14 protein-coding genes, 1 tRNA gene and 1 pseudogene are annotated in these 14,581 nt (G+C 49.0%); 15 read left to right on the top strand and 1 reads right to left on the bottom strand.

All coding sequences use genetic code 11. From position 1 onward, the window contains the following. Positions 1-37: 37 nt before the first annotated feature. The 3 genes from LX98_RS15600 (at position 38) to LX98_RS15590 (ending at position 1,481) form a co-directional block, all read left to right on the top strand. Positions 38-124 (top strand) — tRNA-Leu (locus tag LX98_RS15600). Between the two features lie 223 nt (positions 125-347). Then, a complete protein-coding gene (locus tag LX98_RS15595; protein WP_496429781.1) occupies positions 348-1,103 on the top strand; it encodes a hypothetical protein in 756 nt (251 codons plus the stop codon). Positions 1,104-1,256: 153 nt separating this feature from the next. Beyond that, positions 1,257-1,481 carry a sulfurtransferase TusA family protein gene (locus LX98_RS15590; RefSeq protein ID WP_496429780.1) on the top strand — a complete coding sequence of 75 codons (225 nt, stop codon included), beginning with the start codon at positions 1,257-1,259 and terminating at the stop codon, positions 1,479-1,481. Here the strand turns inward: LX98_RS15590 and rsmI are convergent. Beyond that, positions 1,459-2,208 (bottom strand): 16S rRNA (cytidine(1402)-2'-O)-methyltransferase, encoded by a 750-nt coding sequence (gene rsmI, locus LX98_RS15585; protein WP_496429779.1) that lies wholly within the window; start codon positions 2,206-2,208, stop codon positions 1,459-1,461. The two genes, LX98_RS15590 and rsmI, sit on opposite strands and share 23 nt — an antisense overlap. A 125-nt stretch (positions 2,209-2,333) precedes the next feature. On the opposite strand from rsmI, the pseudogene LX98_RS15580 reads away from it, so the two are divergent. The 12 genes and pseudogenes from LX98_RS15580 to ftsH all read left to right on the top strand — a co-directional run bounded on the left by LX98_RS15580 (position 2,334) and on the right by ftsH (position 14,289). Further along, positions 2,334-2,984: pseudogene (locus tag LX98_RS15580) on the top strand (SDR family NAD(P)-dependent oxidoreductase). Continuing rightward, the gene (locus LX98_RS15575; protein WP_496429778.1) at positions 2,893-3,138 is read left to right on the top strand and encodes an SDR family oxidoreductase; all 246 of its coding nucleotides are present in this window, start codon (positions 2,893-2,895) and stop codon (positions 3,136-3,138) included. The pseudogene LX98_RS15580 and the gene LX98_RS15575 overlap by 92 nt, the downstream one beginning before the upstream one ends. Positions 3,139-3,273: 135 nt before the next feature. Next, positions 3,274-4,083: a cytochrome c biogenesis protein CcsA gene (locus LX98_RS15570; protein ID WP_496429777.1), complete on the top strand. Its 810-nt coding sequence runs from the start codon at positions 3,274-3,276 to the stop codon at positions 4,081-4,083. Beyond that, positions 4,080-5,438 carry a glutamyl-tRNA reductase gene (gene hemA, locus LX98_RS15565; RefSeq protein ID WP_496429776.1) on the top strand — a complete coding sequence of 453 codons (1,359 nt, stop codon included), beginning with the start codon at positions 4,080-4,082 and terminating at the stop codon, positions 5,436-5,438. Before LX98_RS15570 ends, hemA begins: the two co-directional genes overlap by 4 nt. After that, positions 5,435-6,385 carry a hydroxymethylbilane synthase gene (gene hemC / locus LX98_RS15560; RefSeq protein WP_496429775.1) on the top strand — a complete coding sequence of 317 codons (951 nt, stop codon included), beginning with the start codon at positions 5,435-5,437 and terminating at the stop codon, positions 6,383-6,385. Before hemA ends, hemC begins: the two co-directional genes overlap by 4 nt. Further along, entirely contained in the window at positions 6,382-7,953 is a 1,572-nt protein-coding gene (gene cobA, locus LX98_RS15555) for a uroporphyrinogen-III C-methyltransferase (protein WP_496429774.1), read from the top strand. The genes hemC and cobA overlap by 4 nt, the downstream gene beginning before the upstream one ends. Before the next feature lie 68 nt (positions 7,954-8,021). Then, a complete protein-coding gene (locus LX98_RS15550; RefSeq protein WP_496429773.1) occupies positions 8,022-8,414 on the top strand; it encodes a CBS domain-containing protein in 393 nt (130 codons plus the stop codon). A gap of 8 nt (positions 8,415-8,422) precedes the next feature. Then, on the top strand, positions 8,423-9,406 hold the full coding sequence (gene hemB, locus LX98_RS15545) for a porphobilinogen synthase (protein ID WP_496429772.1): 984 nt from the start codon (positions 8,423-8,425) through the stop codon (positions 9,404-9,406). Then, positions 9,403-10,374: a bifunctional riboflavin kinase/FAD synthetase gene (locus LX98_RS15540; protein WP_496429771.1), complete on the top strand. Its 972-nt coding sequence runs from the start codon at positions 9,403-9,405 to the stop codon at positions 10,372-10,374. Before hemB ends, LX98_RS15540 begins: the two co-directional genes overlap by 4 nt. After that, positions 10,375-11,802, top strand: a complete 1,428-nt coding sequence (gene tilS, locus LX98_RS15535; RefSeq protein ID WP_496429770.1) for a tRNA lysidine(34) synthetase TilS — start codon at positions 10,375-10,377, stop codon at positions 11,800-11,802. A 13-nt stretch (positions 11,803-11,815) separates the two neighbouring features. Beyond that, on the top strand, positions 11,816-12,367 hold the full coding sequence (hpt, locus tag LX98_RS15530; RefSeq protein WP_496429769.1) for a hypoxanthine phosphoribosyltransferase: 552 nt from the start codon (positions 11,816-11,818) through the stop codon (positions 12,365-12,367). A 104-nt stretch (positions 12,368-12,471) separates the two neighbouring features. After that, positions 12,472-14,289, top strand: a complete 1,818-nt coding sequence (gene ftsH / locus LX98_RS15525) for an ATP-dependent zinc metalloprotease FtsH (RefSeq protein ID WP_496429768.1) — start codon at positions 12,472-12,474, stop codon at positions 14,287-14,289. Positions 14,290-14,581: the final 292 nt, after the last annotated feature.

The following is a 14,581-nucleotide window of genomic DNA, read 5'->3' as shown; positions in this document are numbered from 1 at the left end:
GAGGTTCATGGTAGATATCGCAGGTGAAGATGGCCTTGCCCGGATGGCGGAACTGGCAGACGCGCCGGACTCAAAATCCGGTTCTTTCACGAGAGTGGGAGTTCGACCCTCCCTCCGGGCACCATTACTGTCTTTGGGATTCAATTAAAATTGAGAAAAATGGAAAAAACAGTGTAAGCCTTTAAGTGAAATTTCGGGTATGTTCTTCAAGGATTTAAAGGCAAGAATTGACTTGACAGGGGCTACCGCCTTGACTATAGTTGGTGCCCTTGATCATGAAATAAAATCGTATATCTGAATTAGTTCGTTTTTTTGATTATTCACTCACACTTCCAAGGAGGAGCCACATGCGGAAGGTAGGGTATTTTGGATTAGCAATGATTTTTGCAGGCTCGGTGAGCGTGGCGGTGGCGCAAGAGCGTCCACCTCAGCATGTAGGGTATGGGACTGGTGTCGGAGACTCTCAAGGTGTAGGCGACAGGTCACGAGTGATGGACCAAGACGACATGTTGCGGTACCTCTCAGCAGATGAAACGATTCAGGGTGAAGTTGTCGGTATTGATTACGCAGGGGGAAGGCTGTGGCTCGATATGGGAGGAAGTTCCCATGATGAACGGCAAACCCTTCGTGGTGCCTTGAACTTAAAAGAGCTGTATTTTGACAACAAAACCAACATGGCGAATCTTAAAGCTATTGGTAAGGGTGATTACGTCACGATCCAAGCGGCCAATGAAACTTCCGAGGACCAAAAATTTGGAACTGGGCGGAAATTGGTTCGTGATGTGTATGTGTTAAAGGGAAGTCAATTGTTGGGAGGAGCCGATAATCCAGGCTTTGGTGGCGGATTTGGTCAAAAACCAGATCCATACGCTTCAAGGGGTCTCACAGTCAAGAGTGGATCCTACACTGGAATGCCAGAGGGTTCAGTACAGCCAGGGGAGGTAAAGTCAGGTATTACCAGTGAAATTGGTTTAGTGACTGGTGCTGCTCCTTGTTGGCAATGTGCCCCTCAGCCGTCCACCGTCAATGAAAAGACAGATAAGACCATTGCCACGGACTATGGCGATGATCGCAAGAACTTTAACAAGGGAACCGTTCAATAGGTTTCTGATAACCAGCCATTTTTGTAGTGTAAAAGAGCGTGCCGGTCAAAATCCGGCACGCTCTTTTGTTATTTGGCCCATGAAATCAATTAGGACTAAAGGAAGTAAATTTTTTCTGTTAATAAGCCGTCGGCGGGAGAAGATTGAGAGACCATGGAGGAATTGGATCTTCGAGGTGTAATTTGTCCCTATAACTTTGTGAAGACGAAGCTAAAGCTGGAATCTTTAGAAAGCGGTGATCAGTTGAGGGTGTTGTTGGATGAAGGCGAACCAATTCGAAATGTCCCGCAAAGCATTACCAATGAGGGTCACCAGATCCTTAACCAGGAAAAAGTTGACCATTACTACCGTGTGGTTATACAGAAGGTAAGTGGGTGATGGAGGTCGAGCTGGAGCTTTCAAGTAATGGTTCCAATTGCCTTTTACTCCTTTGAGGTAAGCCTTGAATTAAAAGAGTTATTTCTCCTTTAATCGATTTACCTTGTAACTGTTGAACCACGTCTTCAATTTCTCCCCGTAGAATTTCTTCGTTGAGTTTTGTCAGTTCCCGCGTCAGTACGATGTGTCTGTTTCCCATGACGGTAATGATGACTTGTAAAGTTTTGAGAATTCGATGCTGGGTTTCAAAGACAATTATGGTACCTTTTTCCTCTTTAAGATTTTGGAAAAATTTTTCCCTTGCCCCTGGTTTTCTGGGCACAAATCCTTCAAAAATAAATCGATCCGTTGCCAAACCTGACACGCATAATGCCGTCAGAACGGAGGATGGTCCTGGAATAGGGATAAGTGGAATATTTGACTTGATCGCCTGGCGAACCAGATAAAACCCCGGATCAGAAATAAGAGGGGTCCCCGCATCGCAAACCAAGGCAACGGAACTTCCTTCCTGGAGTCGATGGAGGAGAATGTCGGTTTTCTCCTCTTTGTTGAAATCGTGATAACTGGTGAGTGGTGTGCCGATGTGATAATAGGTGCAGAGTTTTTGTGTGCGACGTGTGTCCTCGGCTGCAATAATGGCTACCTCCTGTAGAATGCGGATAGCCCGGAAGGTCATATCTTCCAGATTTCCGATAGGTGTGCTGACAATATAGAGCGTTCCGGTCATGGTTTATTGAGGGAAAATGATGTAGGGCAAGGTTGGAGATGGTACTGCGTGAGCCTGCCATTGTCCAGGAGGATCCAGTCGTACACACCTCGTCACTCAGTTGCCAATTGATAAGGATATGAAGGATGGGTGACATCCATAGTTTGAAAGGTCAGGTGGCTCTGGTTACGGGAGGTGGAGTGGGCATTGGACGTGCCATTGCCCGGGGGTTAGTGGGGCAACAGGTGGGAGTCGCTATTTGTGGAAGACGTGTGGAAGAATTTGAGCGCACAGCAGGCGATCTTATTCAGGCTGGCGGAGAGGTGCTTTCGGTACCATGCGATGTGACCCAACGGGTCGATGTTGAGCGTACCATGGAGAGGGTGATCCAGAAGTTTGGGAGGCTGGACATTCTCGTTAACAACGCAGGAGCATCAGGTCAAAAGCCGATCCATGATCCGGATGATTCCAAATGGCAGAATATTCTTTAGGTGAATCTAACAGGCAGTTACTTGGTTTCGAAACTTGCTATTCCACATATGCTCACCCACTACTATGGACGAGTCGTGAATATTTCCTTCGTCTTGGGACGATTTGGCGTGGCAGGGTATTTGGCCTATTGTACAGACAAGCATAGCATTTTAGGGTTCACCAAAGCTCTGGCACTGGAAGTCGCCTCCCAGGGCATAATCCCAGGGCATAACGGTGAATGCCATTTGCCCTACGTGGGTGGATACCGCCATGGCCAAGCAGGGTATCGAAGAAACTGCCGCCAGCCTTGGGGTTTCCCCGGATGAATTTCGTGAAAACGCGATTAGTACGATTCCGATAAAAAGAATGGCAAAAGCTGAGGAAGTGGCCAGTGTCGTTCTGTATCTTTGCTCACATGCGGCTAGTGCAATAACTGGTCAAGCCTTCAATGTTTGTGGTGGAACTACCGGCGTTGAATAAGCGGATGCGCGATCTGATTTTCCATTTCTGGTTTACCAAGGAATGCTGGTAACTCATTGATTTTCTTGACCTTCTCTAGATGCAGATCTATACTCGACATGTCTCACTGTGCATGTTTCTTTACTAGGTGGTTCAATGTCTGAATTACTGCCATATCTCACCATGGGCCTTTATTTTGGAGGCACGCTCCTTTTTCTTTTGTATCTCTGGCACCGTTCTGATGCCATCTCAAAAATTTCTCTTGTGGCCACAGGTTTGGGGTTTGTTTCTCATACCTCGGCACTCATCTTGGCTATGGTATCGACGGGGCATGTCCCTATTATGACATTTAAGGACGCGATGTCATTTTTTGCCTGGGGGTTAGTGCTGGTCTTTTTGGTTGTTGGCCTGAAACGGGGCTTAGAAGTGTTGGGCGCCTTTATCCTTCCACTGGCCTTTCTGTCTCTCGTTTCGGCAACCCTGGCCCCTCAGTCAGCCGGCACCCTTGCCCCGGTCTTTCAGACGGTCTGGGTGCATGTGACATTGAGTATCCTGGGTACCATTGGATTTGCTGTGGCTTTTGTGGCCGGGCTGATGTATGTGATGCAGGAGCGTCTCTTGAAGTCCAAACAATTTAATGTGTTAGCTTTCAAGCTCCCCCCGCTGGATTTTTTAGATTCTCTCAATCAACGATCTATCCTTTTTGGGTTTCCCTTATTGACCTTAGGAATTCTGACGGGGGCCGTTTCAGCCCAATTAACGATTGGGTCGTACTTGAGTTGGAACTCTGAGCAAATTTGGGCGTTAATTACCTGGTTCTTTTATTTTGCGGTCCTGATGGGAAGGGTAACGGCCGGATGGAGGGCGAAAAAAGCTGCTTATCTAACCATTGTGGGATTCGCCGGAGTAATTTTGACTTTTGTCGGCATCCTTATCAAAAGTCCTCAACCGATGTCACCGTTATGAATATTATCGTTTTAGGCCTCAATCATCGGACGGCTTCCGTTGAACTTCGTGAATTACTGGCCATCCAGGATAGCCGGATGGGAGAAGCGTTGGGTCGGCTCATGGCGTATTCCGGAATTAAAGAGGCCATGTATCTGGGGACCTGCAACCGTGTTGAAGTGTATGCCGTCGTGGAAAAGGGAGAATGGGGTTTTCGTCAATTGGAAGATTTTTTGGTCTCAACACATTTCTCCTTATCTTCGGAGGATTTACTCCCTCACCTGTATCGATATAGTGATGATGAAGCCATCGCGCATTTATTTCGTGTATCGGCTAGTTTAGATTCCATGGTCGTGGGAGAGCCCCAGGTCCTGGGGCAGGTCAAGGAAGCCTATGAGCTGGCTCTGACCCATCGTTCGTCAGGGGTCATTCTTAATAAGGTCGTCAAAAAAGCGATTTCTGTAGGAAAAAGTGTCCGGACGAACACGCGGATTGGGGAATATGCGGTTTCTGTCAGCTATGCCGCTGTGGAATTAGCCAAAAAAGTTTTTTCGAATCTGAAGCAACGAGTCGTGTTGTTAGTCGGTGCCGGGGAGATGGGAAAGTTGGCGGCACAACACCTGGTGAATCAGGGTGTAAGGGAGGTCCTCATTACCAATCGGAATCATCATCGTGCTTTCACATTGGCCGAGCGATTTCATGGACAGGCGGTCCCCTATGAACAGCTTCGAAGCACGCTACCCAAAGTGGATATTGTGATTTGCGCCACAGGTGCTCCCCACTATGTTATTACCAAGGATGATATCGAAATGGCGGTGTATCATCGAATGAACCGTCCCATGTTTTTGATTGATATCACGGTGCCTCGAAATATTGATCCGGCGGTCAAGGATGTTGATAACGCTTATGTGTTTGACATTGATGATCTCAAAGCCCATGTGGGGCACAACCAGGAAGAACGATTGAAAGAAGCCGAAACCGCCGAGCACATGGTCAGGGAAGAAGTTGGAAGTATGGTCGCCTGGGTTCGTGGCCTGGAAGCAACGCCCACAATTGTGGCTTTGAGAAAAAAAGCGGAAGAGATCAAACAAGGTGAGTTGGAGAAAGTCTTCGGTCGTCTGGGAGAATTGTCGTCGAAGGAGCGAGCTGCTATCGAAGGGCTGGCCTCGGCGATTGTGAATAAATTACTCCATGGCCCGGTCGTGACCTTAAAATCGGAAGCGCAATCTCAAAATGGATTTGCGTTTATTGAAGCCGCCCGCCGGTTTTTTGAACTTCGCGAACGGGAGATACACTCCGGAGAGTTTCCACTCCTGGAAGATGAGACAGGTGATGGCGTCAGCGAGGAGCCCATGCCGCAGAAGGATGGCGTATGAATCAGGGGAAGAGTCGAACACGGTCTACGCTCATTGTGGGAACACGAGGTAGCCAATTGGCTATATGGCAGGCCGAATGGGTGCAAGGTCAGCTCAAAGCCCTTGCTCCGGATATATCTGTCATTCTGAAGCGCATTCAAACCAGCGGAGATAAGATTCAAGATGTGCCTTTGGCCAAAATTGGAGGAAAAGGCCTGTTTGTCAAAGAAATCGAAGAAGCGTTGCTCAGACGAGATATTGATCTGGCTGTGCATAGCATGAAAGATGTACCGTCAGAATTGCCTGAAGGACTTGGGATTATTTGTGTTCCCGAGCGGGAGGATCCCAGGGATGCGTTGATTGCCCGTGAAGGTTATACCTTGGCGACATTACCGATCGGTGCACGAGTCGGAACCAGTAGTTTGCGACGACAGGCGCAATTGTTACATGCTCGTCCCGATCTTGAGATTGCCATGTTGCGTGGGAATGTTGATACACGACTTAGAAAGGTTCGCGAGGGTCAGTATGATGCCATTATTCTCGCCGCCTCCGGGCTCAAGCGCTTAGGATGGGAACAGGAAGTGACGGAGTATTTGTCCGTGGATGTGAGTCTGCCGGCAATTGGGCAAGGTTCGTTGGGCTTGGAAGGAAGGAAAGATGATGCGTGGATTCGAGATCTGGTCGCTCAGTTTGAACATCGGCCAACTCGGGTTGCGGTCACTGCCGAACGGGCGTTGCTGGCAGGATTGGAAGGCGGATGCCAGGTTCCCATTGCGGGGTATGCGACTCTCCACGGGGACATCCTGACTCTGGACGGGCTAGTCACGAGCCTTGATGGGAAACGATATATCCGTCAAGTGGAATCGGGACCAGCGGGGGAAGCCGAATCAATTGGCACGCAGGTGGCTGAACAATTGTTGGACAGTGGGGCGCAGCCCATTCTCCAGGAAATTTATGGGATGGCATGACCAAGTCAGTTGCCATCTCTGGTCGAGTGTTTTTAGTTGGAGCCGGGCCCGGCGATGCCAAGTTGCTGACCTTACGAGGGAAAGAGTGTCTTGAACAGGCTGACGTGGTGCTCTACGACCACTTGGCTAATCCAGAGTTATTGAAATTTGCTCCTTCTCATGCCGAGTGTATTTATGTCGGCAGAAAAGGGCGTGGTGCCTATCGGGATCAGGCAGAGATTCACGCCTTGTTGGTTACCAAAGCTCAAGAAGGCAAATGTGTCGTGCGACTCAAGGGGGGGGACCCTTTTGTGTTTGGCCGTGGAGGTGAAGAAGCCGAGGTGATCGCTGACGCTGGGATCTCCTTTGAAGTCGTACCCGGAGTGACGGCTGCGGTGGCTGTGCCGGCTTATGCCGGCATTCCCGTGACACACCGGACTCTCGCCTCGACGGTGGCATTTGTGACCGGCCATGAAGATCCGACCAAACCATCGAGTGCCATGGAATGGCCGCGTTTCGCTTCGGCTGAAGGGACTCTAGTCTTCTTGATGGGCATGAAAAATCTTCCGCAGATTGTGGACCGGCTCATTCAGGAAGGCAAGCCTGCAACGACTCCCGTTGCGGTGATCCGATGGGGGACCTATGCTCGTCAACGAACAGTGGTGGGAACGTTATCAGACATTGTGGAATTAGCCACTCAGGCAGACATGAGTCCGCCATCAGTGATTGTCGTGGGGGAAGTCGTTCGGTTACGTGAACGACTGAACTGGCATGAATCACGGCCTCTGTTTGGACATGGGGTTTTAGTGACTAGACCTCGTGCCCAGGCGCCGGCTCTTTCAAATTTGCTGGCGGCGCAGGGTGCGGAACCGGTGGAATGTCCTACGTTGGAGATTCATCCTCCTGATAGCTGGGCACCTGTGGATGAGGCGATTGCTGCGATATCGACATACGACTGGGTGATTTTCACGAGTGTGAATGGCGTGCAATCTTTCATGGAACGTCTCTGGTTTCATCGCAAAGATGTGAGGAGTTTGGCAGGAATCCATGTGTGTTGTATCGGTCCTCGCACCCGGGAAGAGGCTGCTCGTTGGGGGATAGCTTCGGATCTGGTTCCTCAAGATTTTCAGGCAGAGGGGATTTTGCAGGCCCTCGGCGGGTTAGGGGTCGCCAGTCAACGGATTCTGATTCCTCGAGCCAAAGTGGCACGCGAGATTCTTCCTGACCAGTTGAAGGCCATGGGTGCCACCGTTCATGTGGTTCATGCCTATCAAGCTCTTCCTCCTATCGTCGACATGGGCCCTCTTCGTGATCGACTTCGCAACAGCGAAATTCAGTATGTGACCTTTACCAGTTCTTCAACAGTGAAAAATTTTTGCCAGTTGTTTGAGAATCGTCAGGAATTGCAGGAATTAACACGGCATTTGATCGTGGCCGTCATTGGTCCGATCACCGCTCAAACGGTTCAGGAAGAAGGGCTGTCGGTGGATGTCATGGCGTTGGAAAATACAGTTCCGGCGTTGGTCGATGCCATAATCATTCACGCCCAGCAAAATCCAAAGGATACGCGATTGGTATCGTCTTCATAAAATATTTCATGGTGGAGGAAGTTCTGCGCACCACGTTTTGTTAACCGATTGATGGGAGGAGTAGCGTCATGGTTCCTGTAAAATCTTGTATGGTCCCGGTAGACAAAATTGTCAAAGTTGACCGGGATATTTTAGTCAAGACCGCTGCGGAAATGATGCGGGATAATGGAATCGGGAGTGTAATTGTGACCAGTGGAGAGGAAATTATCGGTATTTTAACTGATACGGATTTGGTTCGACGTGTGGTCGCTGCGGGTGCGGACCCGATGCGGACGACGGTCGAAAAAATTATGTCCGCTCCGATTGTCAGTATCGAGGCGGATCGAACCCTGTTGGATGCAAATGATTTAATGGCTAGAGAACATATTCGGCACCTGGGAGTTACGCAGGCCGGAGCTATGGTGGGGATGATCTCTGTTCGGGATCTGGTTGTCTTTTTAACAAATCTTCCTCGAAAGTAAGGACGAGTATGGGGTTTCCCGTTCATCGTTTACGTCGTTTGCGGCAACATGAATCACTTCGCCGAATGGTCAGGGAGACGCAGCTGAATCCGGCTGATTTCATCTATCCCTTGTTTGTGACCGTTGGGGAGAATAAGCAAGAGCCGATCGCCTCGATGCCTGGTCAATGGCGGTGGTCTGTGGATCGGGTCGTTAAGGAAGCCAAAGATGCCTGGGAATTAGGGGTTCCGGCCGTCATCTTATTTGGAATTCCTGAACACAAAGACGAGCGTGGATCTTCCGCCTATGAGAAGGATGGGATTGTTCAGCGTGCAGTTCGGGTGCTTAAAGACCATTTGCCCGATTTAATGGTGATCACCGATGTGTGTATTGATGAATATACTTCGCATGGTCATTGCGGAATTGTTCGAGACGGCCGGATTCTCAATGATGAAACACTAGAGTGCCTTCAGGCAATGGCGCTAAGTCATGCGGAAGCGGGAGTGGATATGGTTGCTCCTTCCGATATGATGGATGGCCGGGTTGCCGCGATTCGACAGGCATTGGACCAACAGGGATTTTCTGAAATGCCCATCATGGCCTATTCTGCCAAGTATGCTTCGGCGTTGTATGCCCCGTTTCGTGATGCGGCCTTTTCGAGCCCATCATTTGGGGACCGACGGTCCTACCAAATGGATGCAGCCAATGCGAGGGAAGCCTTGCGTGAGGTGGAACTGGACATTCAGGAGGGGGCTGATATCGTGATGGTAAAGCCAGCCTTGTTTTATTTGGATATTCTGCGACGAGTGCGCGAACTTGTGGCCGTTCCCGTGGCGGCGTATCAAGTAAGTGGGGAATACAGCATGATCAAGGCTGGTGCGCAGTTAGGCTGGGTCAATGAAGCTTCGGTGATGATGGAAAGTTTACTCGCGATTAAACGCGCAGGGGCGGATCTGATCCTCACGTATTTTGCCAAAGAGGCTGCATATCTCCTCACCCGTGACGGTGTATGAAAATTTCTCGAGGATTACCGACGGTTCGTCCCGCTTCCTGTCCTGTTCTCACCATTGGCAATTTTGATGGACAGCATTTGGGACACCGTGCTCTCGTACAGGCTGTTGTGGATTGCGCCCGGCAGGTCAATGGATATCCTATGGTATTGTCTTTTGCTCCGCATCCTGTCGAGGTGTTGCGTCCCGGCTCTGTCCATAAATTTTTATCTGATGACCATGAAAAGATAGCGTTTTTTGAACGTCTAGGAGTCGGGGAGCTGGTGATTCTCCCTTTCACCATGGAGTTAGCCAGTCTGAGACCGGATGAGTTTGTTCGTCAGGTTCTGCATGACGGACTTGGGATCCGAAAGCTGTTTGTTGGAGAAAATTTTGTATTTGGTAAGGGACGAAGTGGAGGAGTGAAGGATTTGATTGAATTGGGGGCACGAGCAGATTTTTCGGTTGAACCGATAGCGCCCGTAATTGTGGGACAGAAGGTGGTGAGTTCGACCCGCATTCGCCAATGCCTGACAGGTGGAGACGTGAGGGAAGGTGCACAATGTTTGGGGCGCCCCTATATGTTAGAGGGGATTGTGATTCCCGGTGAGAAGCGGGGGAAACAGTTTGGATGGCCGACGGCCAATCTTCGACTCCCCGGGCATCGTGTTCTTCCTGCGGATGGTGTGTATGCCACTCTGACAGTGTTGAAAGGGGAATGTCTGGATTCCATTGCCTATATCGGCACGCGGCCGACGTTTTCTGAAGAGGAACGTTTATTGGAAGTGCATATGTTTGATAAGACTCTTCAGCTATATGGGGAAGATATTTCTGTGCATTTTATTGAAAGAGTGCGAGGGGATATGGTGTTTGCCAATTCCCAGGATCTCGTGAGTCAAATGGACCAGGATGGCCGGCGAGCCAGGGAGATCCTGCGGAACTATTCAGGAGGACCCCGAATTCCTGCGGTCGTTCAGGGGGAAAGTGTATAGATGAATCGTTTAAGTCCCGTTGTTGGAATGGAACGAAAAGTTGACCAGGCCATTCGGGCTAAGGGGTTATTGGCGTCGGGAGATCGGATCGTGGCGGCGGTTTCCGGCGGTCCTGATTCTGTGGCCCTTTTTAGATGTTTGGTAGAGCTGTGCACCCGGTGGCATTGGGACATCTGTATTGGACATGTGGACCATGGATTTCGCGGAGCTGAAAGTGAAGGGGATGCGAAGTTCGTGCAGGACTTAGGTGAGAGATTTGGAGTGCCGGTTATGGTTCGCCGGCTCCATCTGAATAAAGATGACGCAAAATTGAACAAGGAATCACTCCAGGAATATGCCAGAAGAGCGCGGTACCGGGCATTAGAGCAGATGGTCCTTGACCGAAAGGCGACAAAGTTAGTGCTTGGTCATACGGCAGACGATCAAGCCGAGACGGTTCTTATGTGGATGCTACGTGGGTGTGGAACCGGTGGATTAGGCGGCATCCCTCCCAAGCGAGGAATGTACGTCGTTCGTCCCCTGCTTGATATCCATCGAAGTGAGATTGTGGCGTATCTGAAGGAGAGGGAGGAGGAAGCCAGATTGGATTCCACCAACGTTCAACCCGTGTACCTCCGGAATCGCATTCGTCAGCACCTGATTCCTCAGTTAAAACAGTACTCGCCCGGGATTGTGAATGTGTTGACCCGGCAGGCACATATACTACGCGATGATCATGCATACCTGGAGACATTAGCGGATGAAGCGTTCCAGCGTACGTGTGTGTCAGACGCCATGGGAGAACGGCAATTTGACCGTATGGCGCTTTTAAACGTACCGTTACCTATTCGTCGGAGGGTGGTCCGCCAGAGTCTTCAGATCATTGCCGGACACCAGCAGAGTCCAAGGTTCGACTTTGTGGAGCGGGTATTAGATCGATTAGAGCATGGGCAGTCGGGTTGGACGATCGACTATAACGGCGTGCGGGTTGGGCAGGAATATGATCGTCTGGTGATTTGCTCCTGTGAGGAAATGCCTCAACCTGGAAAGGATTATTCCAGTGTGAGCGTGATGCCTTTATCCATCCCTGGTGAGGTGGTTTGGTTCCCCACGGGGCACCGTTTTTCGGTTTCAAGAAAATTATCTCCGGTAATGAATAGCCATGCGAACCACTCAGAGATTTATCTTGATCCGGCGAGATTTACTCCTGAATTAATGTTACGAAGTTGGATGCCTGGAGATGTTTTTTGTCCCAAGGGACTTGGTGGCCGACAAAAAAAAATCCAGGATTTTTTTTCGGATCTTAAATTACCCCGTTCCCAGCGGAAGAAGGTGCCTTTATTGGTTGCGCCTGAGGGAATTGTCTGGGTTGCTGGATTACGAGCAGATGAACGTTTTCAGGTTTCATCATCTACGACCTCGGTCGTTATGGCCAGGATGATCATGTAATATGGAAGTCTCTATGGATCAAATCTTTGGAAAACCACTGGTTACGCAAGAAGCCATGAGGTCGCGCATTAAGGATCTGGGAAAGCAAATTTCTCAGGATTATCAGGACAAGGACCTTTTGGTTGTCGGGGTGCTCAAAGGGGCTTATGTGTTTTTTGCTGATCTTGTTCGAGTCATCCGATTGCCTATTCAGATTGATTTTCTGATTGCCAAAAGTCACAAAACCATCGGTAGTTCGGCCAAAAAGGTGAAAGTGTGGTCAGAGTTGACAGAAAAAATCAATAATCGCCATGTGTTGCTGGTAGAAGATATCGTGGACTCTGGAATAACTGCTCAGTTTTTAGTCAAAACGTTGATGAAGAAGAAACCGGCCTCTGTGGCTGTCTGCGCGTTGATTAGTAAGCCTGCCAATCGCAAGGTGGAGGTTGATTTGCGGTATGTGGGGTTTGAAGTGCCTTCGACCTATGTTGTGGGATATGGGCTGGATTTTAAGCAAAAATATCGAAATCTTCCTTACTTGGCTAAACTCGACCCAAAGTTGGTTCGAGAAGACTTGCAGTCTTGATGCGGTTGTCAGTTCTAAAAAGTGCGTGATAGAATCAATTGGTTAAGCTAATGGCGGTACGGCTCTTTTATGACATTTGAATTGCTAAGGGGGTTACCCTCGGTATGAATTCTCGGGTGAAAAACTTACTGTTTTGGGTGTTTGTGTGTCTGTTCATGATTTTGTTGTTCAATCTCTTTACGGTGCCCAATCAGCACCCTGAAGATCCCGTCATCTTTAGTGATTTCATGGCTCACTTGGAAAAAGGGGATGTTGAACGAGTTATCATCAAGAACAATAATATCAGTGCGATTTTGAAGGATGGTACCCGGATCCAAACCTATTCGGTTGAGTATCCAGACCTGGTTAAGGTTTTGCAGGAAAAAAACGTACAAATTGAAGCCAAACCACCTGAAGATAATCCCTGGTACATCACCTTTCTGCTCTCCTGGGGACCATTTGTACTCTTTTTGGGATTGTGGTTTTTCCTGATGCGTCAAATGCAGATGGGCGGCAACCGGGCTCTGTCATTTGGGAAAAGCCGTGCACGCCTCCTAACCGAGGAGAAGAAAAAAATCACGTTTGCGGATGTCGCGGGGGTGGATGAGGCAAAAGAGGAAGTGGTGGAAATCATTGATTTTCTGAAGGACCCTGCAAAATTTCAAAAATTAGGTGGGCGTATTCCTAAGGGAGTTTTGATTGTTGGGCCTCCAGGTACGGGAAAAACCTTGTTAGCCAAAGCGATTGCTGGCGAGGCTGGTGTGCCGTTTTTCAGCATTAGTGGATCGGATTTTGTAGAAATGTTTGTCGGAGTCGGGGCTTCCCGGGTTCGAGATCTCTTTGAGCAGGGGAAAAAGCATGCGCCCTGTATCATTTTTATTGATGAAATTGATGCGGTAGGCCGATTGCGTGGCGCCGGTCTTGGGGGAGGGCATGATGAACGGGAGCAAACACTAAATCAATTATTAGTTGAAATGGATGGGTTTGATACCACGGAAGGGGTGATCCTGATTGCGGCGACCAATAGACCTGATGTGCTGGATCCTGCCTTGTTACGACCAGGCCGGTTTGATCGGCAAGTTGTCGTGAATCGTCCTGATGTTCGTGGGAGAGGGGAAATTCTCAAGGTTCATACTAAAAAAGTCCCTGTCTCGTCAGATGTGGATTTGGAACAAATTGCCAGAGGGACTCCAGGTTTTTCCGGGGCTGATTTGGAAAATCTGGTTAACGAAGCCGCCTTGTGGGCTGCTCGCCTGGATAAGAAAACTGTTGACCAAATAGACTTTGAAAACGCCAAAGATAAGGTCTTAATGGGTGTCGAACGTAAGAGCATGGTTTTGACTGAGGAAGAGAAGCGCACAACGGCGTTTCATGAGGCCGGCCACGCTTTGATGGCGAAACTCCTACCAGGAACGGATCCTGTTCATAAGGTCACCATTATCCCTCGGGGCCGGGCTTTGGGCATGACGATGCAACTGCCCATCGATGACCGACATAGTTACTCGAAGGACTTTTTGTACAATACACTCTCCATTCTGTTTGGGGGGCGCGTGGCAGAAGAATTAATATTTAAAAGCGTGACGACTGGGGCTGGGAATGATATTGAGCGGGCCACTGATTTGGCGAGAAAAATGGTTTGCGAATGGGGTATGAGTGAAAAATTAGGTCCCTTGACATTTGGAAAAAAAGACGAAGAAGTTTTCCTGGGACGTGATTTCGGTTCTCGTAGAGATTTTAGTGATCAAGTGGCTTTAGAAATTGACAAGGAAGTCAAACGGCTTGTAGTGGAATCTTATGAACGAACGACCAGGATGCTAACCGAACACATCCATACATTACGGGCCATCGCTGAAGCGTTGTTGGAAAAAGAGGTGTTAGACGGCATAGAAATTGAAAAAATTGTTCAACAGTCATCTTCGCTTGAGCAGGCTGCAGCAGTGTAATGAGATTTCCGCATTTTTTCATCAATTAGAATAACCAGGGAATTTTCGTTCCAAGCTGACCTGGTTTGTTTTCCATACACCCCCTTATGAAAAACTCAAATGTTTGAACCCCCTAGTTTCCATTGAGATCATGTTTCTTTATCCACCGTGGGTTTAGAGCATGTTAATTGGGCCCATCACTATTGTGAGGGCTTCCCCCTTAAGAAGTTATCTACCAAACGTTACCCCCGACTATTCTTTTCTTTGTCTATTCGCAGCTTTTCTAGTCATTCAATTCGTTGAAATTTATAGA

Source organism: Nitrospira marina, assembly GCF_059568365.1.
This window is presented reverse-complemented; position numbering and strand designations above follow the sequence as displayed.

Bases quoted from the DNA above. Each gene is read 5' to 3' on its own strand.
- LX98_RS15595 (WP_496429781.1), top strand. From the start codon at position 348: ATGCGGAAGGTAGGGTATTTTGGATTAGCAATGATTTTTGCAGGCTCG.
- LX98_RS15590 (WP_496429780.1), top strand. From the start codon at position 1,257: ATGGAGGAATTGGATCTTCGAGGTGTAATTTGTCCCTATAACTTTGTG.
- rsmI (WP_496429779.1), bottom strand. From the start codon at position 2,208: ATGACCGGAACGCTCTATATTGTCAGCACACCTATCGGAAATCTGGAA.
- LX98_RS15570 (WP_496429777.1), top strand. From the start codon at position 3,274: ATGTCTGAATTACTGCCATATCTCACCATGGGCCTTTATTTTGGAGGC.
- hemA (WP_496429776.1), top strand. From the start codon at position 4,080: ATGAATATTATCGTTTTAGGCCTCAATCATCGGACGGCTTCCGTTGAA.
- hemC (WP_496429775.1), top strand. From the start codon at position 5,435: ATGAATCAGGGGAAGAGTCGAACACGGTCTACGCTCATTGTGGGAACA.
- cobA (WP_496429774.1), top strand. From the start codon at position 6,382: ATGACCAAGTCAGTTGCCATCTCTGGTCGAGTGTTTTTAGTTGGAGCC.
- LX98_RS15550 (WP_496429773.1), top strand. From the start codon at position 8,022: ATGGTTCCTGTAAAATCTTGTATGGTCCCGGTAGACAAAATTGTCAAA.
- hemB (WP_496429772.1), top strand. From the start codon at position 8,423: ATGGGGTTTCCCGTTCATCGTTTACGTCGTTTGCGGCAACATGAATCA.
- LX98_RS15540 (WP_496429771.1), top strand. From the start codon at position 9,403: ATGAAAATTTCTCGAGGATTACCGACGGTTCGTCCCGCTTCCTGTCCT.
- tilS (WP_496429770.1), top strand. From the start codon at position 10,375: ATGAATCGTTTAAGTCCCGTTGTTGGAATGGAACGAAAAGTTGACCAG.
- hpt (WP_496429769.1), top strand. From the start codon at position 11,816: ATGGATCAAATCTTTGGAAAACCACTGGTTACGCAAGAAGCCATGAGG.
- ftsH (WP_496429768.1), top strand. From the start codon at position 12,472: ATGAATTCTCGGGTGAAAAACTTACTGTTTTGGGTGTTTGTGTGTCTG.